The sequence below is a fragment of the Burkholderia sp. THE68 genome (genome assembly GCF_009938265.1).
Lineage (GTDB): Bacteria > Pseudomonadota > Gammaproteobacteria > Burkholderiales > Burkholderiaceae > Caballeronia.
In genome coordinates this window covers 540,466-566,380 of the sequence record NZ_AP022319.1, presented here as the reverse complement: position 1 = coordinate 566,380, position 25,915 = coordinate 540,466, and the positions used below count along the sequence as shown (strand labels likewise).

The 25,915-nt window shown below is 64.2% G+C and carries 22 protein-coding genes; 16 read left to right on the top strand and 6 right to left on the bottom strand.

What is annotated here, in order from left to right; genetic code table 11:
* The first annotated feature begins 85 nt into the window (after positions 1-85).
* Positions 86-865, top strand: coding sequence for a DeoR/GlpR family DNA-binding transcription regulator (locus tag BTHE68_RS31135; RefSeq protein ID WP_162070140.1), 780 nt, complete (start codon positions 86-88; stop codon positions 863-865).
* On the opposite strand, the gene BTHE68_RS31130 is transcribed toward BTHE68_RS31135, so the two are convergent.
* Positions 846-2,018 carry a thiolase family protein gene (locus BTHE68_RS31130; protein ID WP_162070139.1) on the bottom strand — a complete coding sequence of 391 codons (1,173 nt, stop codon included), beginning with the start codon at positions 2,016-2,018 and terminating at the stop codon, positions 846-848. The two genes, BTHE68_RS31135 and BTHE68_RS31130, sit on opposite strands and share 20 nt — an antisense overlap.
* Positions 2,019-2,051: 33 nt before the next feature.
* Positions 2,052-3,353: an MFS transporter gene (locus BTHE68_RS31125; protein WP_162070138.1), complete on the bottom strand. Its 1,302-nt coding sequence runs from the start codon at positions 3,351-3,353 to the stop codon at positions 2,052-2,054.
* A gap of 203 nt (positions 3,354-3,556) precedes the next feature.
* On the opposite strand from BTHE68_RS31125, the gene BTHE68_RS31120 reads away from it, so the two are divergent.
* Both BTHE68_RS31120 and BTHE68_RS31115 read left to right on the top strand, forming a co-directional pair.
* Positions 3,557-4,312: an SDR family NAD(P)-dependent oxidoreductase gene (locus tag BTHE68_RS31120; protein WP_162070137.1), complete on the top strand. Its 756-nt coding sequence runs from the start codon at positions 3,557-3,559 to the stop codon at positions 4,310-4,312.
* A gap of 15 nt (positions 4,313-4,327) precedes the next feature.
* Complete coding sequence (locus tag BTHE68_RS31115) at positions 4,328-5,131, top strand: enoyl-CoA hydratase/isomerase family protein (protein ID WP_162070136.1); 804 nt, start codon at positions 4,328-4,330, stop codon at positions 5,129-5,131.
* A gap of 690 nt (positions 5,132-5,821) precedes the next feature.
* Here BTHE68_RS31115 and BTHE68_RS31110 read toward each other — a convergent pair.
* The gene (locus tag BTHE68_RS31110; RefSeq protein ID WP_162070135.1) at positions 5,822-6,721 is read right to left on the bottom strand and encodes a LysR substrate-binding domain-containing protein; all 900 of its coding nucleotides are present in this window, start codon (positions 6,719-6,721) and stop codon (positions 5,822-5,824) included.
* Positions 6,722-6,786: 65 nt separating this feature from the next.
* On the opposite strand from BTHE68_RS31110, the gene BTHE68_RS31105 reads away from it, so the two are divergent.
* Positions 6,787-8,718, top strand: a complete 1,932-nt coding sequence (locus BTHE68_RS31105; protein WP_162070134.1) for a CaiB/BaiF CoA-transferase family protein — start codon at positions 6,787-6,789, stop codon at positions 8,716-8,718.
* On the opposite strand, the gene BTHE68_RS31100 is transcribed toward BTHE68_RS31105, so the two are convergent.
* Positions 8,660-11,155, bottom strand: coding sequence for a hybrid sensor histidine kinase/response regulator (locus BTHE68_RS31100; RefSeq protein WP_162070133.1), 2,496 nt, complete (start codon positions 11,153-11,155; stop codon positions 8,660-8,662). The two genes, BTHE68_RS31105 and BTHE68_RS31100, sit on opposite strands and share 59 nt — an antisense overlap.
* Before the next feature lie 163 nt (positions 11,156-11,318).
* Here BTHE68_RS31100 and BTHE68_RS31095 point away from each other — a divergent pair, with 163 nt between their 5' ends.
* Both BTHE68_RS31095 and BTHE68_RS31090 read left to right on the top strand, forming a co-directional pair.
* Positions 11,319-11,684, top strand: coding sequence for a type II toxin-antitoxin system RelE/ParE family toxin (locus BTHE68_RS31095; protein ID WP_162070132.1), 366 nt, complete (start codon positions 11,319-11,321; stop codon positions 11,682-11,684).
* Positions 11,677-11,997, top strand: a complete 321-nt coding sequence (locus BTHE68_RS31090; protein WP_162070131.1) for a helix-turn-helix domain-containing protein — start codon at positions 11,677-11,679, stop codon at positions 11,995-11,997. The genes BTHE68_RS31095 and BTHE68_RS31090 overlap by 8 nt, the downstream gene beginning before the upstream one ends.
* A gap of 62 nt (positions 11,998-12,059) precedes the next feature.
* Here BTHE68_RS31090 and BTHE68_RS31085 read toward each other — a convergent pair whose 3' ends face one another.
* Positions 12,060-13,397, bottom strand: coding sequence for an aminotransferase-like domain-containing protein (locus BTHE68_RS31085; RefSeq protein ID WP_162070130.1), 1,338 nt, complete (start codon positions 13,395-13,397; stop codon positions 12,060-12,062).
* A gap of 99 nt (positions 13,398-13,496) precedes the next feature.
* Between BTHE68_RS31085 and BTHE68_RS31080 the strand changes: the two genes are divergently transcribed.
* From BTHE68_RS31080 to BTHE68_RS31035, 10 genes are all read left to right on the top strand, one after another.
* The gene (locus BTHE68_RS31080) at positions 13,497-14,111 is read left to right on the top strand and encodes a DJ-1/PfpI family protein (protein WP_162070129.1); all 615 of its coding nucleotides are present in this window, start codon (positions 13,497-13,499) and stop codon (positions 14,109-14,111) included.
* A gap of 198 nt (positions 14,112-14,309) precedes the next feature.
* Positions 14,310-15,005 carry a GntR family transcriptional regulator gene (locus tag BTHE68_RS31075; RefSeq protein WP_225936475.1) on the top strand — a complete coding sequence of 232 codons (696 nt, stop codon included), beginning with the start codon at positions 14,310-14,312 and terminating at the stop codon, positions 15,003-15,005.
* A 38-nt stretch (positions 15,006-15,043) separates the two neighbouring features.
* The gene (gene mtnK / locus BTHE68_RS31070) at positions 15,044-16,309 is read left to right on the top strand and encodes an S-methyl-5-thioribose kinase (protein WP_162070128.1); all 1,266 of its coding nucleotides are present in this window, start codon (positions 15,044-15,046) and stop codon (positions 16,307-16,309) included.
* An 11-nt stretch (positions 16,310-16,320) separates the two neighbouring features.
* Complete coding sequence (mtnA, locus tag BTHE68_RS31065) at positions 16,321-17,388, top strand: S-methyl-5-thioribose-1-phosphate isomerase (protein ID WP_162070127.1); 1,068 nt, start codon at positions 16,321-16,323, stop codon at positions 17,386-17,388.
* A complete protein-coding gene (locus BTHE68_RS31060) occupies positions 17,385-18,056 on the top strand; it encodes an L-fuculose-phosphate aldolase (RefSeq protein ID WP_162070126.1) in 672 nt (223 codons plus the stop codon). Before mtnA ends, BTHE68_RS31060 begins: the two co-directional genes overlap by 4 nt.
* Before the next feature lie 51 nt (positions 18,057-18,107).
* The gene (locus tag BTHE68_RS31055; protein WP_162070125.1) at positions 18,108-19,208 is read left to right on the top strand and encodes a sugar ABC transporter substrate-binding protein; all 1,101 of its coding nucleotides are present in this window, start codon (positions 18,108-18,110) and stop codon (positions 19,206-19,208) included.
* Between the two features lie 49 nt (positions 19,209-19,257).
* Positions 19,258-20,802, top strand: a complete 1,545-nt coding sequence (locus tag BTHE68_RS31050; protein ID WP_174258133.1) for a sugar ABC transporter ATP-binding protein — start codon at positions 19,258-19,260, stop codon at positions 20,800-20,802.
* Positions 20,799-21,800, top strand: a complete 1,002-nt coding sequence (locus BTHE68_RS31045; RefSeq protein WP_162070123.1) for an ABC transporter permease — start codon at positions 20,799-20,801, stop codon at positions 21,798-21,800. Before BTHE68_RS31050 ends, BTHE68_RS31045 begins: the two co-directional genes overlap by 4 nt.
* Before the next feature lie 663 nt (positions 21,801-22,463).
* A complete protein-coding gene (locus BTHE68_RS31040) occupies positions 22,464-23,474 on the top strand; it encodes a dihydroxyacetone kinase subunit DhaK (protein ID WP_162070122.1) in 1,011 nt (336 codons plus the stop codon).
* Positions 23,475-23,486: 12 nt separating this feature from the next.
* On the top strand, positions 23,487-24,113 hold the full coding sequence (locus BTHE68_RS31035) for a DAK2 domain-containing protein (RefSeq protein ID WP_162070121.1): 627 nt from the start codon (positions 23,487-23,489) through the stop codon (positions 24,111-24,113).
* Positions 24,114-24,125: 12 nt separating this feature from the next.
* On the opposite strand, the gene proP is transcribed toward BTHE68_RS31035, so the two are convergent.
* Positions 24,126-25,598, bottom strand: coding sequence for a glycine betaine/L-proline transporter ProP (proP, locus tag BTHE68_RS31030; RefSeq protein WP_162070120.1), 1,473 nt, complete (start codon positions 25,596-25,598; stop codon positions 24,126-24,128).
* Positions 25,599-25,915 lie beyond the last annotated feature (317 nt).

Here is a 25,915-nt window from a genome sequence, read left to right as displayed (position 1 = left end):
GAGCGTTTGGGTCAAAGACAGCGCGAGCATTCGACGGACCCGGCCGGTTCGCTACACTGAGCGTCCTCGCCAGAAAGGAATAAGGATGAAAGTCGAGAAACGCCGCGAAGCCATGCTCAAGGCCGTGCTGTCCGGCATGAACGATGTCGCTGCGCTATGCGACCACTTCGGCATGTCGGAAGCCACGGTGCGGCGCGACCTGCGCGCGCTCGCCGACGAGCGGCGCATCGTGCGCACGTATGGGGGCGCGGCATCGGTGGGCATGCACGAGCCGGAGGAATCGCTCGATACGCGGCGCGAGAGTTTTCGCGAGCAGAAGGAAGCGATCGCGCGCGCCGCCGCGCGGCACGTGCAGGACGGCGACACGATCTTCCTCGACGGCGGCACGACGACCGCCGCGCTCGCGCGCTGCCTCGCCGGTCGTTCGGAAGTTCACGTCGTCACGAACAATCTGCTCGCGGTGAGCGTGCTCGCGGCGGCGGACGTGCGCGTGACGCTGATCGGCGGCGACGTGCGGCCGTCGAGCATGAGCACGCTCGGGCCGATCGCGCAGGTGGCGCTCACGCGCGTCACCTTCGACAAGGCGTTTCTCGGCGCGGACGGCGTCGTCGCGGGGCGCGGGCTGTGCGAGGCCACGGCGGAGCAGGCGTTTCTGAAGGAATGCATCGTGGGGCAGGCGGCGGGCGTGTTCGTGCTGGTCACGTCGAACAAGCTGGAGCGCGCGAACCAGCAGCACTGGACGCCGCTGGAGCGCAACTGGACGCTCGTCACCGATGCGATGGCCGAAGCGCCGGTGCTCGCGCGCTTCGAGGAGCGGGGGAATGTGACGGTGGAATGCGCCGAGCTTACGTCGAAAGAATCGTGACCAGCGCGACGGCCGAATCGCCCGCAAGCTGACCGCCGTTGTTTTCCGCGAGCGCGACTTTCGCGCCGGGCCGCTGCCGCGCGCCGGCCTTGTCGCGCAACTGCTGCGTCAGCTCGACGATCTGCGCGACGCCCGTCGCGCCGACCGGATGCCCGCGCGACAGCAAGCCGCCGCTCGGATTCACGGAAATCCTTCCGCCGATGTCCGTATCGCCCGAACGGATCAGCCTGGGCGCATCGCCGGGCGCGCACAGGCCGAGGTTTTCGTAGTGAATCAGCTCGGCAGGCGCGGAGGCATCGTGCAATTCGACGACATGCACGTCCTCCGGTCCGATGCCCGCTTCCTCGTACGCTTCACGCGCCGCGCGCACCGCGACGAGTTCGCCCGAGCCATCCGCTTTCGCCGACACGATCGAGCTCGCGCGGATATACACCGGGCGAATGTCGTGCTTCGCCGCGAAGTCCTCGGAGCAGATGAACACGGCCGCGCCGCCATCGCCGATCGACGAGCACATGAAGAGCGTCAGCGGATCGCTGACCATGCGGCTCGTCAGCACTTCCTCGACACTCGTTTCCTTGCGGAACTGCGCGTGCGGATTGAGCGATCCCGCATGCCGGCTCTTCACGACGACGCGCGCGAAATCGCTCGCCTTGGCGCCGGTCTTTTCCATCCACTTGCGCGCCTTCGCGGCATACAGGTCCATGAAGAGCGAGCCGGTTCCGGTCGTCACGCCTTCGGGCAGCGGCTCTTCGAGATCCACGGCCTTCGCGAATGCGCCGAACGACACGGCCTTGTCCTCGTGCGACAGCTTTTCCACGCCGACGACCAGCGCCGTCTCCGCCTGACCCGACGCCACCGCGAGCCGCGCGAGATTCAACGCCGAACTGCCGGACGCGCAGGCGTTCTCGACGTTGAACATGGGTTTGCCGTCGAGGCCGGTGTTACGCAGCGACGACTGCGCGCGAATCATTTCCTGTCCGGTGACGACGCCCGCCGCCGCATTGCCGAAAAACACCCGGTCTACGTCGTTCACGGTCGCGTGCGCGTCCTTCAACGCGAGCGACACGGCTTCCTCCGCGAGCGACTTCAGATTGCGTTCGAGAAACTTGCCGAAGGGCGTCATGCCGACGCCGCCGATCACTACTTTGCGCATGGTTGTCTCCATTGCATGTAAAAGAAGAAAGTCTCAGTCGAGCGTCTTGCCGCGCGTTTCCGGCATGCGCGCATAGACGATGCAGCTCGCGGCGCACACGGCGGCCACGTAGATCCAGAGGTATTGCGAGAGACCGGCGCTGTTCATCGCGGTGACGATGGTCGGCAGCGTGCCGCCGAAGAGCGCAGCCGAAATCGCGTAGGGCAGCGCGACGCCCGTCGCCCGCACATGCGCGGGGAACTGCTCGGCCATGACCGTCGCGCAGGTCGCGGCGAACCCGGACGACAGCAGCATGCCGATGGTGACGATGACCGTCGCGCTCCAGTAATCGTTGTTGAGAAAGTGCAGCGCGGGATACGCGAAAAGCGCGGAGCCTGCGGCGAACGCGATCAGCACCGGCTTGCGCCCGATGCGGTCCGACAGCATGCCGAGCAGCGGAATCGCCACGAGCGACACGACGATGGACACCACGCTGGCGCTGAACGCATCGCGCAACGGCAGGCCGCGCATGTGAGCGAGCGTCGGGAACATCACGAGCCAGAGATAGATGCAGAGATTGCCCGCCATCGCGATGCCGATCACACGGAGCGCCGCGCGGCGATGCTCACGCACGATCGTGATGAACGGATGCCGCGTGTGCTGACGCGCCGACGCGCTGCGTTTGAAGGCATCGGTTTCGGCGACGGCCAGGCGAAACCACAGCGCGACGAAGCCCATCAGGCCGGCGATCGTGAAAGCGACGCGCCAGCCCCACGCGGCCATCGCGGGCGCATCGATCATCGACGTGAGCAGCGCGCCGATCGATGCCGCCACGAGCACGCCCGCATTCACCGCGAAGTGCTGCCACGATCCCGCGAACCCACGCCGCGAGGGCGACGCCGATTCCATCAGGAACGTCGATGCCGAGCCGAACTCGCCGCCCGCCGCGAACCCCTGCACGAGCCGCGCGGCGACGAGCACGAGCGGCGCCGCGACGCCGATGGACGCATACGCCGGACACGCCGCGATGACGAGCGAGCTGCCCGCCATCAGCGCGACGGATAGCGCGAGGCCGTTCTTGCGGCCGTGGCGGTCGGCATAGGCGCCGAGCAGCGCGCCGCCGATGGGCCGCATCACGAAGCCGACCGCGAACACGGCGAAAGTCGCGAGCAGCGCGATGCTGGCGTTGTTCGCCGGGAAGAACTGCCGCGAGAACAGCGACGCGAACGTCGCATAGATGATCCAGTCCGTGAACTCGACGATGGTGCCGAGCGTCGCCGCGACGATGGCTTTTTTCTGCGTGCGGCTGAGTGGCGTCGCGGCGGGTTCCGCGACGTTGGGAAGCGTGGTGTCCATGATGTCGTCTCCGTGTGTGTTCATGATGGACGCATCGTAGGTTCGGCTCTTCGCGCGCTCAAACGACTTTTTCTGCGTTCTCGATTGACTTCTGATCAATCGAAACCGCGCGCACAAAAACTCAATCGACGCCGCAAAAAATGTCGTTTGAGCAGACGTGACGAGGCGGCCTAGCATCGGGGCATTCGTTCAAGGAGACAGCAATGAATGCTTCATCAACGGAAGTCGCGATCGTCACGGGCGGCGCGAAGGGCATTGGATTCGGCATCGCACAGACGCTTGCACGCGACGGCAAAACCATCGCGCTCTTCGATCTCGATCGCGCGGCGCTCGACGAAGCCGCGACACGGCTCGCCGCATCCGGCGCGGACGTGATCGCGCTCGCCGTCGATGTGACCAAAAGCGAATCGGTGAATCGCGCGGTCGAGGCGGTGATCGAACGCTACGGACGCATCGACGTGCTCGTGAACAACGCGGGCATCGTGCGCGACAAGCGCATCACGCGCATGAGCGATGACGACTGGGACGCCGTCATCGACGTGAATCTCAAGTCGCAGTTTCTGTGCTGCCGCGCGGTGCTTGCGCATATGAGCGCGGCGAAGCACGGGCGCATCGTGAACATTTCGTCGCGGGCGTGGCTCGGCGGCGTGGGGCAGGCGAACTATTCGGCGGCGAAGGGCGGCGTGGTGAGTCTCACGCGCAGTCTCGCGCTCGAATGGGCGAAGGACGGCGTGACGGTGAACGCGGTCGCGCCGGGCATCGTCGATACGCCGCTCTTTCAGGCCTTCGATCCCGAGTTGCAGGAGAAGCTGAAGGGGTCGGTGCCGGTGCAGCGTATCGGCACGCCGGAGGATATCGCGCAGGCGGTGTGCTTTTTCGCGCGGCGCGAGGCGTCGTACATCACCGGGCAGACGCTCTATGTGTGCGGCGGGCGCTCGCTTTCGTCGCCGAGCGTCTGAGTCGCGGAGAAGATCATGACCATTCGCTACAGCGTGACCGATTACGTCGCCGTCGTGACGCTCGATCGGCCCGAAGCGCTCAACGCGCTCGATATCGACACCCTTACCGAACTGCGCGCCCGTCTCACCGATGCGCGCGAAGACGACGATGTTCGCGTGATCGTCATCACTGGCGCGGGCGTGAAGTCGTTTTGCGTCGGCGCGGATTTGAAGCGCACGTTGCCGCCATCGACATCGTTCGGGTCGTCGTTCGTGAAGTCGCTCGATCGTGCGGGTGCTGAAGGCATTTACGTGCGTTTGATGGAGCTGAGTTCGTTGCGCATCTTCAAGCCGATGATCGCTGCGATCAATGGTTATTGCCTGGGCGGCGGCCTGGAGCTTGCGCTGCAATGCGATCTGCGCATCGCGTCGAAGAGCGCGGTGTTTGGGTTGCCGGAAGCGGTCGTCGCGAGCATTCCAGCTGTGTGCGGCATTCAGGCGCTGCAGCGCGCGGTGCCCTCCGCCATCGCGATGAAGATGCTGCTCACTGGCGGCAGGATCGATGCGGAGTATGCACATCGCGTTGGTTTGATATCCGATATCGCGGAGCCCGAAGCGTTGATGGACGATGCGTTGCAACTCGCACGGGCGATCGCGGCGAACGGGCCGCTTGCGGTGCAGATGATCAAGAAAGTCATCGAGACGAGCGCGAATGTGCCGCTTGCGCAGGCGCTTGAATTTACCGAACTGGCCTGGGGGGCGATGCGGGAATCGGAGGATCGGGTAGAGGGCCGCAAGGCGTTTGCGGAGAAACGTGGTCCTCGGTATTGCGGGCGTTAGGGTTTTGGGCTTCTTCTATGGAATCCTGAATTCGCGTCGGTTTATTAGCACTGCCCCTGTGCGGGGCGGCAGTCACTTTCTTTGCTGCTGCAAAGAAAGTAACCAAAGAAAGCAGCTCGAGACGCCCGCGGTCACACGCAATTTGGGTGTTCTTCTCGTCGCTCGTGGGCTCAGTAGCGAGTGCCCTCATAGGCCATCTCGGGCGTGGACCGCGCACGGTCTGACTAGCTAGTCGTTTCAGCGTGCTGGTTCAGCACGAAAGAGTTCCGGCACAGCGCTTCGCGCTGCCGTTTGGTTTGCCAGGGAAACCATTGGTATGGATACCTTGATATAGAAGCACACGCAGACCCGATGTACCCATCGGCCGCGAAGCGGGCCGGAGCCATTTCGAGCTGAACCAGTTTGTCCTGTGGTGCGATGTGACAGACCGTGCGCGGTCCAAGCCCGAGGTGGCCTATGAGGGCACTCGCTACTGCCGTGCCAAGACTGTTCGCCTGTGCCGGGGCCGGCATGAAGTACTTTGGATGGGGAAAGCTGTTTCTTTGGTTACTTTCTTTGCAGCAGCAAAGAAAGTGACTGCCGCCCCGCACAGGGGCAACGCTAATAGACCGACACGAAATCAGGCTTCCACGAAAGCGCCAGAAAACCGACCCGCAGCAGGAGCACCAAAAAATGCCCATAGCAACCACATCACCCCGAAGCCTCGCCGGTAGAGAGCAACCAAGTCCGAAACGCAGCGAATTCCGCACTGGAAAGATGCTCAGGCGGATAGATCAGGTAATAAGTGAACGCCCCGAGATCGAGCACGAAGGAAAACGGCATGACGAGCGTGCCCGCGCTCAACTGATCCGCAACGAGTACGCGCTGCGCCATCGCGATGCCATGCCCTTGCGTCGCCGCGAAATACGCAAGGATCGAGCTCTCGTAGCTCAGCCCGCCCAGCGGATTCACGCCCTGAACCCCGGCCGCGTCGAGCCACTTCGCCCAGTCCTCGCGACGCGCGAGCGAATGCAGCAACGGCACGTTGCGCAATGCTTCAGGCGATGCATCGCCGAGTTCAGGATGCGCGCGCAAAAACCCGGGGCTGCACACCGGCACGAGCTCGTTCGGCACGAGCCGGTCGAAGCCGAGATCGGAGGAGGGCGCGTGCGAAAGACGAATCGCGGCATCGACGTCTTCGGTGTTGAAGTCGACCGGTTGCAGCGACGTGGTCAAACTCACTTCGATATCCGGATGGTCGCGATGAAACGTCGAGAGACGCGGCAGCAGCCAGTTCATCGAAAACGTGGTGTACGCGCGAATCTTCAGCGTGCGGCGCTTGCGGGCCTCGGTGAGATTGACGGTCGCGGTGCGCAAGGTGTCGAAGCTGCGGATCACGTCGGCGAGATAGCGCGAGCCCATCGGCGTCAATGTGATCGCGCGATGCCCGCGCTCGAAAAGGAGCACGCCGAGCTGGTCTTCCAGCAGCTTGATCTGGCGGCTGACGGCGGCGGGCGTGACGTTCAGCTCATCGGCGGCGAGCTGGATGCTGAGCAGACGCCCGCAGACTTCGAAGGCGCGCAGCGCGTTGAGTGACGGAAGGGTTCGCATCGGACGATGGTAGCAACGCGGGCGCGGGCGCGCCAGCCGTGCAGATACGAAGGAAGGAGACGAAAATGCTGGAAGGTTTGCGAGTATTGGCCTGCGGCGCGCGCGACGCGGTGAAGCTGTGCGCGACGCTGCTCGAACGGGCGGGCGCCAAAGTCGATTCCGCCGCGACAGACGGCGCGGATTACGAGGTCATCGTCGTATCGTCGGATATGGACAGCGCGCAGTGGAAGGCATCGGGCGCGCATATCGTGTGCGACATCACCGCGACCGGCGCGCAGGACTCGCGCTCGGGCACGCCCTGGACCGACGCGCAAATCCAGGCGATGAGCGGCCTCATGGACACGACCGGCTTCGCCAACGGCGCGCCGGTGCGGATCGGCATTGCGTTCGCGGAGATATCGGCGGCGCTCTATGCGGCTTCGGCCATCGCGTCGGCGGTGCGCGTCAAGCGCCAGCGCGGCATCGTCCAGAACATCGACGTGACGCTGATGAGTTGCGCGGCCAGCGCGCTCACGACCTTCCTGCCCGCCGCCTTCGCGCGCCGCACGGCCGCCCGCGTGGGCAACCGCCATCCGGCGTGCGCGCCGTGGAACGCGTACCGCACGCGCGACGGCTGGATCCTCATCTGCACGAGCACCGAGGAACAGTGGCGCAAGCTCAGACAGGAAGCGCGCGTGCCGCAAATGGACGACGCGCGTTTCGCGACGCTCGCCGCTCGCGTGCGTCATGTCGATGAACTCGACGCGCTCATCGAAACCTGGACGACGACGCTCGCCACCGACGATTGCACGCGCCTGTGCGAGCGCATCGGCGTGGCGGCGGGACCGATCGTCGGCATCGCGGAGTTGCACGGCGAGCCGAATTTCCGTATGCGTCACGCGCAGGCAGCGCGCGCGATCGAAGCGAACGGCATCGACGCGCACACGTATCGGCAGGTTTCGATATTCGAAACGTTCGCGTTGAGCGAAGCGCGTGGCGTCGCGAAGACCCACGCGCGCAAAAGCGACGATCAAGCGGCGCCGCTCGCGGGCGTGAAGGTGATCGAAATAGGCCAGTACACGACCGCGCCGCTCGTCGGCAAGCACCTCGCCGCGCTCGGGGCGCAAGTCGTGAAGATCGAGCCGCCCGACGGTGAAGTCGCGCGTTCGTGGCAGCCGGGGCAGGGCGGCACGAGCTATTTCTTCGCGCTCAACAACACCGACAAGCAGACGATCGCGCTCGATCTCAAGCACGAAGCCGATCGCGCCCATCTGCGCGCGCTGCTGAAAGACGCCGACGTGCTCGTCGAAAACCTGCGCCCCGGCGCGCTCGCGAAGCTCGGCTTCACGCGCGAGACGCTCGGCGCGATCAATCCGCGTCTCGTCTATTGTTCGATATCGGGTTTCGGCATCGCGTCGGCGTATCCGTCGCGGCCGGCGTTCGATACCGTCATTCAGGCGATGGGCGGCCTCATGGACCTCACCAAAAGCGACGGCGCGCCGGTCAAGATCGGCGCATCGGGCGCGGACATTCTCGGCGGCCAGGCGGCGCTGTTCGCGATCGTAGCGCGCCTGGCATCGCCTGCGGACCAAGGCACGTTCATCGAGATTTCGATGCAGGACGTCGCCGCGTGGGGCGCGCTGTTCGCGGCGGGCCAGGACGCGCCGCGCGGCGAGGCGTTCGCCTGTCTGGACGGCCATGTGTGGATCGAAGGCGAAGTGTCCGACGCCGAGCGCGCACGCTGCATCACGTTGCCTAAAGCGGCGGCGGCAGCGAGCATCGCGGGCGCCGTGGCGGTGCTGCGCGTGGACGAACTGCTTGAAGACCGCGACTTCCTCGCGGACGTACTCTCCGCCGCGCGCGATGCGAACGGCGCGTTCTGGCCGGTGTTGAAGGTGCCTTATCGGCTGAGCAGAACGCCCGCCAGCGTGCGTGCGGTGCCCGGCGCGCCCGAACCCGTCAGACGCGCCCCGCCAGCGCCAGCACGCGCTCCAGTTCCGGAAGATCGACCGGTTTGACGAGATGCGCGTCGAAGCCGGCGGCGCGCGTGCGGGCCATGTCTTCGTCGGAACCGAGGCCGGTCATCGCCGCGACGATCACGCGCTTCCGGTCGTCGCGCATGCGGCGGATCACGTCGAAGCCGGTCATGCCGGGCATCGACAGATCGAGCAGCACGACCTGCGGCCGCGACGCCTCGAATGAATCGAGCGCGCCCGGGCCATCGTAGACGGCGCGCGCGCGGTGACCGAGCATGTCGACGAGCAGTGTCATGCTGTCGGCGGAATCGCGGTTGTCGTCGACCACGAGCACGTCGAGCGCACGCGTCACGGCGGCGGACGGCGGTGCATCCGCCGCTGCGCCGCGCGCGGGCGCTTCGGCGAGCGGCAGCCACAGCGAGAACACGCTGCCCTGTCCCGCGCCGCCGCTCTTCGCCTCGACATGTCCGCCGTGCAGTTCCGTGATCGCGCGCACCAGCGTGAGGCCGATGCCGAGACCGCCTTCGTCGAGATGCGCGCCCGGCGGATGCTCCTGCACGAACAGATCGAACACCATGCCGAGCGCCTCGGGAGAGATGCCGCGGCCCTGATCGGTCACGCGCACGAGCACCGAGCCGCCGCGCGGGCCGACTTCGAGCGTGATGGTCGAATCGGGCGGGCTGAACTTCGAGGCGTTGTTGAGCAGATTGTTGAGCGCCTGCACGAGCCGCGTCGAATCGCCGTTGACGAAGAGCGGCTGGCCGCCGTCCTGCACGTCGATGCGCTGCCCGCGCTCGTCGCACAAGGGCTGGCTCGCTTCGACGCTCAGATGCACGACATCCGCGATATCGACGATGCCGGTGGCGAGACGTATCTTGCCCGAGCTCACGCGCCCGGCGTCGAGCAGATCGTCGACGAGCTTGGTCAGATGCGCAAGCTGACGATCGACGATCTGGCGGCTGTGGATCACGTCGGCGTCGTCGGAGGATTTCAGCTTCAGGATGCTCACCGCGTTGCGGATCGGCGCGAGCGGATTGCGCAACTCGTGGCCGAGCAGCGCGAGAAACTCGTTCATGCGTCGGCTCGACGCTTCCAGTTCTTCGAGGCGCCGCCGCGCGGTCATGTCGCGCGTGATTCTGACGAAGCTTTGCGCGCCGCCGGTCGGATTCGGCAGCGCGCTCAGGATCACGTGCGTCCAGAACTCGGAGCCGTCCTTGCGCACCTGCCAGTCCTCGTGCTCGACGCGGCCGCTTTGGGCCGCGCGCGCGAGATCGTCGCCGGGGCGGTCGCGGCCGTGTTCGTCGGAGGTGTAGAAGAGCGCGACGTGCCGGCCGATCGCTTCATGCGCCGCGAAGCCGTAGATGGCATGCGCGCCTTCGTTCCACGAGCGCACGTAGCCGTTCTGGTCGAGCATGCAGATCGCGTAATCGCTCACCGAGTCGATGAGCAGGCGCAGGCGCTCGTTCGCCTCGGTCGCGGCGCGCCGGTCGGTGATGTCGTGCACGAAACACGCGAACTGGCGCTGGCCCTCGTACCAGACTTCGCTGATCGTCAGCTCGGCCGCGAACTCGCTGCCGTCGCGGCGCAGCGCAGGCAACTCGACGCGCTGGTTGATCATGCGCGCCTCGCCGGTCGCGAGATAGCGCGTGAGCCCGGCGCGATGCGCGTCGCGCAGGCGCTCGGGCACGATGAACGACGCCAGCTCGCGCCCCGCCACGTCCTGCTGCTTCCAGCCGAACAGCAGCGTCGCGGCCTCGTTCCATTCGACGACCATGCCGGCCTCGTCCATCGATACGAACGCGACGTGCGCGTTGTCGAGCACGGTCTGACGGCGGCGCATGGCGTCGGCGAGCTTCTTTTCGAATTCGATCCGCAGCGACGACTCGACCGACAGAGTCGCGGCGACGCTCGCGTTCTCCTTCAGAAGCGCGCGATTTTCCTGCCCGATCTGCTCGCGCGCGATGGTTTCGGCGATGCACGCGCAGAACGCATCGAGAATGCTGATATCCGCTTGCCCGAAGTGATCGACTTCGCCGGATATGAGCTTCAGCACCGCGACCGAGCGGCCTTCGTAGATGACGGGCGCGACGACCATCGACACCGCGCCGACGGCCTCGCACGCAGCGCGATCCACGCGATGGTCGGTCGCCGAATTGCGGCAGATGAGCGGCTGCTGGCGCGTGATGCACAGGCCGGACAGGCTGCCGGATGTAGGCAGCCGCACGCCGGTGTGCACCGCCGCCGCGCCGCTCGCCGCGCGATAGACGAGTTCCTCGCCCTCGATCCATTCGACCACGGCGGACGCGACGCCGGCGACTTCACGAAGGGTGTCAGTGACTTTCTGCAGATAGTCGGGGAGCGGAAGCCGTGAATGGGCGAGGCTGGCGAAGGTGGCGAACCACCGCTGGAAGTGCGCCTGACGCTTGTGCTCCGCCTTGTTTCGCTGGTCCGGCGTCGACGCCTCGTATTGAGTCCGCATGGGCCATTTCCGATTGATGGATCGCGAGGGTGGGTTGGTGCGATCGATGATGGGTTCAATTGGAACACAAATGCGGGGGCAATCGTTTGCACGGGGAAATTCGAAGCTTTTGTTCTATACCACCAAGTGGTATAGTATTGGAGTATTCACGATTCATCCGTAGATGCAGAAATCGACTCCAAGAGTATTCAAGACAGCCTGGTTCGCGAAGAAGGCAAAAGCCGCGGGCATCGCGGATGCGGAACTGTGCAAAACGGCGCGCGAACTCATTGCTGGTCAGGGCGACGATCTTGGCGGAAACGTCTGGAAGAAGCGCCTCGATAGAAACACGAAGCGCGGTATCGTCGTCACCAAAGTCGGCGACTTCTGGGTGTTCGTTTATCTGTTCGCAAAGAGTGATCGGGAAAACATCGACGAGCGCGAGTTGCGCGACTTCAAAAAGCTCGCTCGTGACTACGGCAAGGCGAGGCATGCCGACATCGATCGGATGCTGGAATCGAAAGATCTTGCGGAGATTTGCAATGGCTAAGACACGGTTCAGAAGCGATGCGTCGGAAGCAATTCATAGCGCGGCTTCCGGTCTGCATCATGCAAAGGTCATCGATAAAAAAACCATGCGTGAGTACGACGATCTTTGCATTGAAAAGGCACCCGAATTCGGTGCCAAGGAAATAGTTCGCATCCGGAAAGGCGTGAACGTCAGTCAAAGCGTGTTCGCCTTGTACCTGAACACGACGGCGTCTACCGTCCGACAGTGGGAACAGGGCGACAAGAAACCCAGCGGTATCGCGGCTCGCATGCTGCAACTCGTGCAGAAAAACGGTCTGGCGATATTCGGTTGATTTCGCCGCGTCAGGACAGAAAAGGTCGCGATGTTTGCGGCCTTTCTTCAAGGTTGTCACGCTCAATACGCATACCGCCCCACCACCTCCGCCACCGTCCCCAACGCTTTCCTCAACGTCCCTACGTCCACCGACCCCAACGCCAGCCGCAACGCATGCGGCACAGGCGTTGCGGTGCAAAACGGTTCGGCCGTCGATACAGAAATCCGCTCGTCCATCAGCGCGGCCGCGATGCGGTCCGCGCGGACTTCCTCGGGCATCGGCAGCCACACGAAGTACGACGCCGGGTGCGCCACGCGTCTCAGGCGCCCCAACGCGCGACTCGCGATGACCTGCCGCATCGACGCATCCGCGCGCTTCTCCGCTTCGAGCCGCTCGACCGTGCCGTCTTCGAGCCAGCCGCACGCGATCGCCGTCATCACGCCAGGCGTGTTCCACGTCGTCACCCTGATGGCGCGTTCGATCTTCGGCACCCATTCCAGCGGCGCGGCGACATAGCCGACGCGCAATCCCGTCGCGACATTCTTCGAAAAGCCCGACACGTACACCGTCAGTTCAGGCGCGATCGCGGCGAAGGGTGCCGGCGCATCGTCGGCGAGAAAGGCATACGCGGCATCCTCGATGATGAAGAGGCCATGCTTGCGCGCGAGCGACGCCAGTTGCCTGCGTCGCGTCGCCGTCATGACCCAGCCGAGCGGATTGTGCAGCGTCGGCATCGTGTAGATCGCGCGCACGCGCCGGCGCTTGCATAGCGCATCGAGCGCATCGGGATCGAGGCCCGCGCCCGCTGCCGGCAAAGGCGCGAGTTCGAGCCGATGCGCCTGCGCCAGCAGCTTGAAGCCGGGATAGGTCAGCGTGTCCACGGCGACCACATCGCCGGGTTTCAGAAGCGCCATCACGGTCGTCGCGAGGCCGTGTTGCGCGCCATCGACGAGCATGACGCGATCCGCGCTCACATCGAGCCCACGGCGCAACAGATGGCGCGCGACCGTCGCCCGGTCGCGCGCGCGTCCGCCGTGCGGCTGATAGCGCAGCAGCGCTTCGAGATCGCCCGCCGATGACAACTGCCGCAACGCAGCGCGCAGCAGCTCCGCCTGGCCGGCCAGCGCGGGATAGTTGAAGTTGAGATCGACCCTGTCCGCGGCAATGGCGACCTGATCGATGCCGAGTTCGCGCGCCAGCGTCGTTTCCTTCACGAAGGTGCCGCGTCCCGTTTCGCCGCTGACGAGCCCCATCGCGTTCAGTTCCGCATAGACGCGCGTCGCCGTCACGATGCCGAGTCCCTCGCGCGCGGCCAGTTCCCGATGTGTCGGCAGACGAGTGCCCGGCTTGAGCCGGCCGGAACGGATATCCTCGACGAAGCGGTCGACGATCTGCTTGTAGCGCGGCGGTTTGGGCATGAGCGGAGGTATCGGATGTATCCATGACAATCATTTGATTGTATTTGTTTTGAGCCTTAGCATGCGCCTACGTGATTCATGCGCTGAAAGGAGATCCTCATGCACATCGCCATTCTCACCTTCGAGGGCTTCAACGAACTGGATTCGCTGATCGCGCTCGGCATTCTCAATCGCGTGAAAAAGCCGGACTGGAAGGTGTCGATCGCGTGTCCATCGCAGGAAGTGCGGTCGATGAACGGCGTCGTCCTGAAGGCGCAAGCGACGCTCGAAGACGCCGCGAACGCCGATGCCGTGATCGTCGGCAGCGGCATGCTGACGCGCGAAGTCGTCGCCGATGCGGCACTGATGGCGCGCATCAGGCTCGATCCCGCGCGCCAGTTGCTGGCCGCGCAATGCTCGGGCACGCTCATCCTCGCCAAGCTCGGATTGCTTCAGGACGTTCCCGCCTGCACGGACCTGACGACGAAGCCGTGGGTCGAGGAAGCGGGCGTGCAGACGCTCGATCAACCGTTCGTCGCGAACGGCAACGTGGCCACGGCGGGCGGATGTCTCGCGTCGCAGTATCTGGCGGCATGGGTGATCGCGCGGCTCGAAGGCGTCGAGGCGGCGCGCAGCGCAATGCATTACGTCGCGCCGGTCGGCGAGAAGGAGATCTACGTCGAGCGCACGATGAAAAATATTTCGCCGTATCTCGACGTGGCCACACTCGCGTAATAACGAAAAAATCGTGCACTGCAAAGCCCGTCGCATTGCGCGTGACGGGCGTTTTCTTGCTGCATCCGCGTAACGAAAACGCGCACCGTAAAGCATTAAACGCTTCGGGAAAGTCCTTAGAGAAACATCAGACGTCTGATGTATATTTCAGGGACTGTCATCCGAGAGACCCTCATGCGCCTGAGCGTCGAGCGATCGATGAGCGACAAGATCCAGGAGTCGCTCCTCACCATGATCCGCGAGCGCAAGCTCAAGCCCGGCGACCAGATTCCCACTGAAATAGAGCTTTGCGAGCTGCTCGGCGTCGGCCGGTCCAGCTTGCGCGAAGCCGTCGCGCAGATGATCTCGCATGGCTTGCTGTCGCGTCAGCAGGGCAAGGGCACCTTCATCAGACAAATTTCGCTGACGCTGCACGGCGGGCTCGATGATCTGATGTCGGTGACGGACATGATTCGCAGTGTGGGCGCGGTGCCTTCGACGAGCCGCATGCAGATGGAGCACGTCGCGGCTTCGGAGAGCCTCGCGGAAAAGCTCGCCATCGAGCCTGGCGCGCCTTGCGTGAGGATCGAGCGTGTGCGGCGCGCGAACGACGCCATCGCTGCGTATTGCATCGACACGATTCCGCAGCGCGTGTTCGATGCCGCCGAGGGCGAACTGGGCGAATCGCTCTTCGGCATGTTCGCGCGCACCGGGCGTCGCTTGTCGCATACGCATACGTCGATACAGCCGACCATTCTCACGCCGCGCGATCTGCCGGAACTGGGCGACGGTTTCGGTCTGTTTCTGCTGCTGGACGAAGTGGATTTCGATCAGAGCGGCGAGCCGCTCTGCTATAGCAACGACTACTACAACACGAGCATCTTCAAGTTCGATCTGGTGCGCAAGCGTCGCTGACAGGACGCGCGTGCGGTCGCTCATCGGAGGAGACACCGATGGAGTTTGAAGCTTTCACCGCGCAGGAACTCGCCGCCTATCTAGGCGGCGTGCCCGACGTGCGCGCGCTGCTGGGCAACCCGGATGATCTCGAAGTCGCCGAAGTCGGCGACGGCAATCTGAACTACGTGTACTTCGTGACCAATGCGAAGGCGCGCGAACGCAGTGTCGTGGTCAAGCAGGCGCCGCCGTTTCTGCGGCTCGTCGGCAAGGCGTGGCCGCTTTCGTGTCAGCGCATGGAACACGAAGTCGCTGCGCTGCGGCGCTTCGGCGCGCTGTGCCCGCAACATGTGCCAAAGGTCTATCACGCCGACAGCAAGCGCTTTCTGATGGTGATGCAGCACCTCGCGTCGCATCGCATCCTGCGGCAAGGTCTGATCGACGGCATGACCTATCCGCGCCTCGCGGATCATCTTTCGACTTATCTCGCGCACACGCTGTTCTACGGCTCCGATCTGTTTCTCGCGCCCGACATCAAGAAGCAGGCCGCGAGCGCGGCGGTCAATGCCGAGCTGTGCAAGATCACCGAAGACCTCGTCTTCACGTTTCCGTTCGAGGATCATCCGTCGAACGTATATAGCCCCGCTTTGCCGAAGGCCGCGATCGAGCGGCTCAGAACGCACGAACCATTGCGCCTCGCGGCGGCAGACATGAAGTGGGCCTTCATGAATCATGCCGAGACCTTGTTGCACGGCGACCTGCATACCGGTTCGATCATGGTCAACGAAGACGAGACGTTCGTGATCGATCCGGAGTTTGCGTTCTATGGACCGATGGGCTTCGATGTCGGCGCGGTGATCGCGAACCTGTTGCTCGCGTACTTTTCGCGCGACTGGCACGGCCGCATCGACGGCCGCGATCCCGTTGCGTATCAGGAATGGCTGCTCGAACAGATGACGCGCATCTGGACCGGCTTCAGCGCGCGGTTTCTCGAACTGTGGCGCGATCACGAGAACCGCAGCAAGCGCCGCTTCATCGGCGGCGAGGCGGAAAGCGGCGCGCTCACGGCGTATCGCGCGCATTTCATGCGGCGTCTGCTGGCCGATACCCTCGGTTTCGCGGGCTGCAAGATGATTCGCCGCATCGTCGGCATGGCCAAGGTCGCGGAGATCACGCGCATCGCGGATGCCGACGCCCGCGCACGCATCGAAGTGCGTTGTCTGCGATGCGCGGAAGCCTTGCTCGTCGGGCGCGCATCGCTCGGCGATATCGAACAGGTGGCGCCGCTCGCCCGCGACATTCAACGCGACACCGCGACGATGTGACAGGAGACCTCATGGCTTCACGCACGCTTCCCCCGACGATCGAATGGCGCGACGGCGACCTGCTGCTGCTCGATCAGACGCGCTTGCCGCATGAGATCGTGGTGGAGAACATCGCCGATGTTCAAGCGGTGTGGCGCGCCATTCGCGAGCTGCGCGTGCGTGGCGCGCCCGCGATCGGCGTCGCGGCGGCGTATGGGCTATGCATCGCGATGCGCGGATCGACGGCACTGCCCGTCGCGCAGTTTCGTGCGGAACTCGCAAGGCATGCCGACTACATCGAAACGGCGCGGCCCACGGCGGTCAACCTGAGCTGGGGCGTGCGGCGCATGCTGCGTCATTCGCGCGATATCGACGCCAGCGATGCCGCGACGCTCTACGCAGCCCTCGTCGACGAAGCCACGCGAATACACGAAGAGGATCGCGCGTTGTGCGAAGGCATCGGCGAGCACGGCATGCCGCTCATCACCGAAGGCTGCGGCGTGCTCACGCATTGCAATGCGGGCGCGCTCGCGACGACGGGCCTCGGCACCGCCACCGCGCCGATCTATGCGGCGCATCGCGCGGGCATCGCGTTCCGGGTCTATGCCGACGAAACGCGGCCGCTTTTGCAAGGCGCGCGGCTGACGGCGTTCGAATTGCAGCAGGCGGGCGTCGATGTCACGCTCATCATCGATAGCGCGGCTGCATCGATCATGTCGCAAGGGCTCGTGGATGTCGTCATCGTCGGGACGGATCGCGTCGCCGCGAATGGCGACTTCGCCAACAAGATCGGCACGCTCGGGGTCGCCATCGCCGCGCATCATTACGGCATACCGTTCTATGTCGCCTGTCCTTCATCGACGCTGGATTTGCAGACGCCGGGCGGCGCGCGCATCGAAATCGAAGAGCGCGACGCGGAAGAAGTAACGCATCTCGCCGGACGGCGCATCGCGCCGGACGCGATGAAGGCGCGCAATCCCGCCTTCGATGTGACGCCGCATGCGCTCGTCAGCGGCTTCATCACGGAGCGCGGCATCGTGCGCGCGCCGTTCGAGCGCTCGCTGAGAAGTTTGTTCGCCGCAGAGGGGAACGCCGCATGATCGCGGCCGATGAAAGCGCGCTGCGCCGCGCGATCGTCGAGACGTCGCTCGAAATGGAGCGGCTCGGCATCAATCAGGGCACGTCGGGCAACGTGAGCGCGCGGTATCGAGACGGCTTGCTCATCACGCCGAGCGGCACGAGCGCGCGTGAACTCGATGAGAAGCATATCGTGTGGCTGCCGCTCGACATCAGCGACGACGCGGAGCTTTTGCGCATCGAACGGCCATCGTCGGAATGGCGCATTCATCGCGACATCCTGCGCGCACGCGCCGATGTCGACGCGGTCGTGCACACGCATTCGATCGCGGCGACCGCGCTCGCCATTCATGGCCGCGATATTCCCGCACTGCATTACATGGTCGCGGCGGCGGGCGGCAAGTCGATACGCTGCGCGCCTTATGCCGTGTTCGGCAGCCAGCAATTATCCGATCACGCGCTCGCCGCGCTCGCCGATCGTCGCGCGTGTCTGCTCGCGCATCATGGCGTGATCGCGCTCGGCGCGAATCTCGCGCGCGCCGTGTGGCTCGCGCATGAAGTGGAAGTGCTCGCGAAGCAGTATCTGCTTGCACTGCAGATCGGCGCACCGCCCTTGCTTTCCGATCAACAGATGGATGAAGTGCTGGAGAAGTTCAAGACTTACGGCAGGCGCAACGAAGAGGATCGATAAGACTCACCGCAACGAAATTCGCTTTGAACAATGCGTACAACGGAGACAGTCATGGCCTGGAGCACGACAAGATTCGACAGTTGGGGAACGTTCGGCAAGTCAACGAGCGCCGTATTGCTGTGCGCGGCGGCCGCGTTGAGCGGATGTTCGAAGAGCGACAACTCGTCGTCGACGAGCAGTACGAGTTCGGCGGCGAGCGCGAGCGCACCCGCCAGCGCGCCCGCCACCGCAGCGGGCGGCAAGCCCAAGATCGGCTTCTCGATCGCCACGTTGAACAATGCCTTTTTCGTCGGCCTGAAAGCGGGCGTCGAGCGCGGTTCGAAGGATCAGGGCTTCGAGCTCGTGCAGACCAACGCGAACGGCGACGCGCAGCAACAGGTCAACGATGCGATCAATCTGTTGAGCCAGGGCGTGACCGCGCTCGTGCTCAATCCGATCGATTCGAAGGCGATCATTCCCGCCGTCGAAAAGGCCAACTCGATGAATATCCCGGTTTTCACGCTCGATCGCGGCTCGGATGGCGGCAAGGTGACGTCGTTCGTCGCGTCGGACAATGTCGCGCTCGGGCAGACAGGGGCGAAATGGATCGCCGAGCAACTGAAGAAGCGCTATGGCGAGGAGAAAGGCAACGTCGTCGATCTGATCGGTCTCGTCGGCACGACGGCCGCGACGGACCGCGAAAAGGGTTTCAGCGAAGAGATCGCGAAGTATCCGCACATCAAGGTCGTCGCCCGTCAGGAAGGCGCGTTCGATCAGGAGAAGTCGCTCAACGCGATGACCAGCATCCTGCAGAAATACCCGCAGATCGATGCCGTGTTCGGCGCGAACGACGACAACACCGTGGGCGCGGAAAAGGCCATCGACAATGCGGGCCGCTACAAGCCGCTCGGCGACAAGGAGCATATTCTCGTGATCGGCGCCGACGGCACCGCGCAGGCGCTTTCCGCGATCCGCGCGGGCAAGCAGGACGCGACGATCTCGCAGAACCCGATCCAGATGGCGGCGAAGTCGCTGCAGTTCATCGCGGACTACAACGCGAAGAAGGACGTGCCCGCGAACTACGCGTGGCCGACGATGCTCATCGACAAGTCGAACATCGATTCGGATGAAGTGAAGAAATATGGCCTGTGGTCCGAGGAAGTGAAGCAGTAAGGGCAACCGGCGGCCGCGCGTTTCCCGAAACGCGCGGCCCGCACACGGAATGCACGACATGAAAGTGGAAACCGAAGCGCACACGCATACGGCCACGCACGCCGAAGCGCCGCTATTGCGCATGCAGGGCATCGTCAAGAGCTTTCCCGGCGTGAAGGCGCTGCGCGGCGTGAGTCTCGACCTGCGCGCGGGTCATGTGATGGCGATCGTCGGCGAGAACGGCGCGGGCAAGTCGTCACTCGTGAAGGTGCTGTCGGGCGCGTATGAACCCGACGAAGGCACCATCGAGATCGACGGCATGCCGCTCGCGCGCGGCACCCATGCAGCGATCGATGCGGGTGTCGCCGTCATCTATCAGGAGCTGTCGCTCATCAACGACATGACGGTCGCGGAGAACCTGTTCCTCGGCCGCATGCCTTCGCGCAACGGCTTCGTGCGCATGCGCGAGGCCAACACCATGGCGCGCGAAGCGCTGGCGCGCGTCGGCCTGGACAACGTGCCGCCGTGGATGCGGCTCGGCGATCTTCCGTTGAACAAACGTCAACTCGTCGAAGTGGCGAAGGCGATCGCGCGCGATGCACGCATCCTCGTGATGGACGAGCCGACCGCCGCGCTGCAAAGCCACGATATCGCCAATCTGTATGCGGTGGTGCGGCGGCTGCGCGCGGAAGGCATGGGCATCATCTTCATCTCGCATCATCTGGAAGAAGTGTTCGAGCTTGCCGATTCCGCCGTCGTAATGCGCGATGGCGCGACCGTCGGCGCGCGTCCGATGGCCGAATGGACCGAAGCCGATCTCGTGCAGGCGATGGTCGCGCGCAACCTCGAATCGTTCTATCCGTGGGAACCGCGCGAGTATGGTCCCGTCGTGCTCGAAGTGCGCAGTCTTGCGAGTGCGCCGCTGTTGCGCAACGCGAGCTTTTCGGTGCGCGCGGGCGAGATCGTCGGGATTGCGGGAATCGCGGGCGCGGGGCGCACGGAGTTGCTGAAAACGATTTTCGGCGCGCTGCCCGTGACCGGCGGCGAGATCCTCGTGCGCGGCAGGAAGGTCAGCAATCATTCGCCGACGCAAGGCGTGCGTCACGGGCTGGTATATACATCCGAGGACCGCAAACTCGAAGGGCTCGTGCTGGAGGCGAACATCGAGGAGAACATCGCGCTGTCTAGCCTGAAGGCGCTCGCGAGCGGCGGTTTCGTGAGCCGCGCGAAGAAGCGCAAACTTGCGCAGGAAGCGAGCGCGCGCTTCGGCGTGCGGGCTTCGTCGGTGTTGCAGATGACGGGCACGCTGTCGGGCGGCAATCAGCAGAAGGTGATTCTGGGCCGCGCGACGGCGACGAGTCCTGTGGTCATCATGCTCGATGAACCGACGCGCGGCATCGACGTGGGCGCGAAGTCCGAGATCTACGCGCACATGGTGACGATGGCGCGCGCGGGCGCGGCGGTCGTCATGGTGAGTTCGGAGTTGCCGGAGTTGCTCGGCATGTCGGATCGCGTGCTGGTGATGTATCGCGGCAGCATCGTGACCGAGATTGCGCGCGACAAGGCGAATTCGGAAACGGTCATTCAGTGGGCAACGACAGGAGCAGGCGCATGACCTCCACGGCAGCCAATCGTTCGGATACGGAGGCGCTGTCGCGCCGTGTGATCCGTCAGTTGAGGAGCGGCATCGGGCCTTTGTTCGCGGCGCTCGTCATCATCTGTATTGCATTGTCGATCGCCTCGCCCGAGTTTCTTACGACGAGCACGCTCACCAACATCATGGTGCAGGTGTCCGTGGTGGGAATCGCGGCGGTGGGCGGCACGTTCGTCATCATCACATCGGGGATCGACTTGTCGGTTGGATCGCTCGTGGCGCTGAGCGGCATGGTCGCCGCGACTGTGATGGCGGGGTCGAGTCCCGGCGCGGTCGGTTTGGGCGTGACGGGGTTATGCGTGGCGCTCGCAGTCGGCGCGGTTGCGGGCGCGCTCAATGGGTTCGTGGTGTCGTGGTTGAGGCTCGTGCCCTTCATTGTCACGCTGGCGGCGATGGCCATGGCGCGAGGCCTCACGCTCGCCATTTCCGATGGCCGTACCAAGTTCGATTTTCCCAACGCGTTCACATTTTTCGGTGCGAAGACTGTTGCGGGTTTGCCTATGCCGATGATCGTGATGCTCGTGGTTTTTGTCGTCGGGCACGTTTTGCTGCGCAAGACGACGTTTGGGCATCAGGTGTTCGCCGTTGGCGGGAACCAGGAGGCGGCGCGGTTGGCGGGGATTCCGGTTCGGCGCGTCGTGTTCTTCACTTACATGCTGGCGGGAGTCACGGCGGCGATCGCGGGCATCGTGCTTGCCGGGCGGTTGAACTCGGCTTTGCCTTCGGCGGCTAATGGGCTCGAGTTGCAGGTTATCGCGGCTATCGTGATTGGGGGGACTTCGCTTGCTGGCGGGCGAGGGTCGATTGTTGGCACCTTCATCGGGGTCGTGCTCATCGGGGTGATCAATGTCGGGCTTTCGTTGCTCGGCGTGAATCCGTTCTGGACGCAGTTCATTCAAGGTGGGGTTATTTTTGCTGCCGTTTTGCTTGATGCGCTCAGTCAGCGCAAGAAGGTTTGAGGTTTCTTTCGCCGGATCCCGTATTGGTGTCGGTTTATTGGCGTTGCCCCTGTGCGGGGCGGCAGTCACTTTCTTTGCTGCTGCAAAGAAAGTAACCAAAGAAAGCAGCTCGAGACGCCCGCGGTCATACGCAATTTGAGTGTTCTTCTCGTTGTTCGTGACCTCTGTAGCGAGTGCTCTCGTAGGCCTGACCGGGCTTGGACCGCGCACGGTCTGCCGAGCGAGGACTTTTAAGGCGCCGGTTCAGCACGAAAGAGTTCCGGCACAGCGCTACGCGCTGCCGTTGGGTACGCAAGGGAAACCGACGAAAAAAAGGGAAACGTAGAAGTACTCGCAGACCCGATGCACCCGTCGGCCGCGCAGCGGGCCGGAGCTATTTGGTGCTGAACCAGCCACGTTTGCGGCGCGATGTGTCAGACCGTGCGCGGTCCACGCCCGAGATGGCCTCTGAGGGCACTCGCTACTGCTGTGCCAAGACCGATCGCCTGTGCCGGGGCCGGCATGAAGTACTTTGGATGGGGAAAGCTGCTTTCTTTGGTTACTTTCTTTGCAGCAGCAAAGAAAGTGACCCCCGCCCCGGGGAGGGGCAATGCTAATAGACCGACACGAACACAGGCCATCCATAGAAGCCAAATCCAACCAAACTCACGGAGACAAACAGACATGAAAAAGATCATCAACCACCCGGAAGCATTCGTCGACGAGATCATCGAATCCTTGCTGCTTGCGCATCCGCACTGGATCAAGTCAGCAACAGCAGACCACCGCGCATTAGTCCGCGCCGACGCACCAAACGCGGACCGAGTAGGCATCGTCACCGGCGGCGGTTCGGGCCATATGCCGGGCTTCCTCGGCTACGTAGGCGAGGGCCTGTGCAGTGGCGTAGCGGTAGGCAACGTCTTCTCTTCTCCCTCATCGGAGCAGATCTTCGAAGCGACGAAAGCCGTGAACGGCGGCGCAGGCGTGCTCTACGTCTACGGCAACTACGGCGGCGACGTACTCAACTTCGACCTCGCCGCCGACCTCGCTGAAGCCGAAGGCATCGACATCAAAACCGTCGTGCTCACCGACGATGTAGCCTCCGCGCCCAAGGAACGCGCCGCCGACCGTCGCGGCGTCGCCGGCATGGTGTTCGCATTCAAATGCGCGGGCGCCGCCGCGGAACGCGGCGATTCACTCGATGAAGTCGCACGCATCTGCGCCAAGGCGAACGCCAACTGCCGCACGATGGGCGTCGGCCTGTCACCCACGATCCTGCCCGCCGCAGGCAAGCCCACCTTCACGCTGCCCGACGGCGAGATGGAAATCGGCATCGGCATTCACGGTGAACCGGGCACGCATCGCGGCAAGCTGGAATCCGCTGATGCCATCGCCGAACGTCTCACCGGACAGATCGTCGGCGATCTCGCAGCGCCCAAAGGTTCGCGCGTCGCGCTGCTCGTGAACGGCCTCGGCGCGACGCCGCTCGAAGAACTCTATCTGCTGTATCGGCGCTCGGCGAAACTCATCGCCGATGAAGGACTGAAGGTCGCGCGCTCGTATGTCGGTGAATATGTGACGAGCCTGGAGATGGCCGGCGCATCGATCACCGTGATGCTGCTCGACGACGAACTCGATGCGCTGCTCGACGCGCCCGCGCATTCGCCGTTCTTCCGTGACGGCACCACATCCTGAAAGGAGCGTGCGATGAGTGTGACGAGCAAGGAACTGCGGGACATCCTCACGCGCGCGCTGAGCGCGCTTCCCGCACACGCCGATGAACTGCGCGACCTCGATGCGGCGCTCGGCGACGGCGATCTCGGCATCACGGTACAGGCGGGTTCGGCGGCTGTCGTGAAGTCGTTGAGCGCGCTGCCCGAAGAGGCCACGCTGAACGAAGTCATGCTGGCCGCGGCCAAGGCGTTCTCGACGGCGAATCCGTCCACGTTCGCGGCGCTCGTCGGCGGCGGCCTGCTCGCGGCGGCCAAAACGGTCAACGGGAAGGACGCGATCGGCCCCGACGAAGCGCTCGCGATCGGGCAGGCGGTGGCGACGCGCATCATCGAACGCGGCAAGAGTCAGGTCGGCGACAAGACCGTGCTCGACGCACTCGTGCCTAGTCTCGACATACTGGCTGCGTCGCAAGGCAGCGCAACCGACAGGCTCGACGCGATGATCGCGAAAGCGCGCGAGCAGGTCAGCGCGACGGCCGCGATGCAATCGAAGAAAGGCCGCGCCGCGTGGGTGCAGGAACGCAGCATCGGGCACGCGGACCCCGGCGCGACCGCTTACGTCAGGTTTCTCGAAGCGTTGAGAAATGCGCTGACGGCATGAATGCCGCCCGATTCATGCGCGCTTCTTTTGCGGAACGACGTCGCGCTCGCGTCTGCCCGAACGAACGACCTTCAGCTTCTTGCGCGCGAGGGCGAGCGCCTCCGCCTTCGTGGCGACGCATGGTCCCGAGCCGAGCAACGGCTGGCGCGCGGTTTCGCGCAACGCGAGCACGGACACCACGCCTATCGCCGATGCCGCCATCAGATAGTACGCGGGCATCATCAGATTGCCGGTCGCATCGACGAGCCATGCGGTCACGAGCGGCGTCGTGCCGCCGAACAGCGACACCGAAACGTTGAAGCCGATGGCGAGCGCGCTGTAACGTATGCGCGTCGGGAAGAGCGCGGGCAGCGCAGAAGGCATGACGCCGGTGAACGTCGAAAGCAGTGCCCCCAGAATCAGCAGTCCGAGGAACACCGGCAGCAGCGCGCCCGTTCGCACCAGCAGCAGCGCCGGAATGGACAGCGCGAAGAGGCCGATGCAGCCAGCCATCATCACAGGCTTGCGGCCGATCAGGTCGGAGAGATGGCCCGCGAAGAGCGTCATCGGGATCATCAGCACCATCACGAGCAGCACGAGAAAGAGGCCGTGCGTTTCATCGAAATGCAGCGTCGCCGAGAGAAAGCTCGGCAGGTACGACAGCGCCATGTAGTCGGTGACGTTGAATATCAGCACGAGCCCGACGCATTGCATCATCGGCTTGAACTGCTGCGAGAGCAGTGCTTTGAACGATTGCTTCGGCCGGGAACGTTCATGCGCCTCGCGCGTCTCGGCTTCTTTCCTGAAGGCCGGGGTTTCTTCGAGCTTCACGCGAATATACAGGCCGACGAGTCCGAGCGGCCCCGCGATCATGAACGGCACGCGCCATCCCCACGAAAGCAGCGCGTCGTGCGAGAGCGTCGCGGTCAGCAATGCGACCGTGCCCGCGCCGAGTATGTAGCCGACGAGCGTGCCGACTTCGAGAAAGCTGCCGTAGAAGCCGCGCCGCGCATCGGTCGAAAACTCGGCGATGAACGTGGCCGCGCCGCCGTACTCGCCGCCCGTGGAGAAGCCCTGCACGAGCCGCGCGACGAGCAGCAGCACGGGCGCGAGAATGCCGATCGAGCCATAACTGGGAATCAGGCCGATACAGAAGGTGCCGACGGACATCATGATCATCGTCATCGCGAGCACGCGCTGGCGGCCGATCCTGTCGCCGAGCGGACCGAAGACCATGCCGCCGATCGGCCGCACGAGGAACGCGGCGGCGAACGTGCCGAAGGTCGCGATCAATTGCGCGGATGGACTGCTCGACGGAAAGAACACCTTTCCGAGCACGACGGCAATGTAGCTATACACGCCGAAGTCGAACCATTCCATGGCATTGCCGAGCGCCATCGCGCCGACGGCGCGCTTCAGCAGGGCATGATCGACGACGGTGATATCGCCTGCAGTGAGATGCGGCGACGATTCGATGCGGGCGTTGCGCTCGTGCGAAAGGCTCAATTGTCTCACTCCTGATTTGCCGATGAGGCGCGCGGCCCTCGGCATGATGGTTCGATAGAGTGTGCGGATCGAGCGGCGCGCGTGCCTTCGCTCACGCGTCCGGAAATCGGCAGAAAACGACACCCGCACAGTCGTGCTGTCGGATTGCGTCGCACATGGCGTGGCGAAAGCGTTGGCGCGATCCCGACATGCGGGCGCTTTCGGCGTGACCGTGCGTCACGCCGAAACCGTCCGCCTGCAAGGCTCTCAGCGAATCGGAACCATTCCTGGCACAGGCCGTGCACTTGTCGGCGCGGGCGCCTTGCTTCGGCACGCGC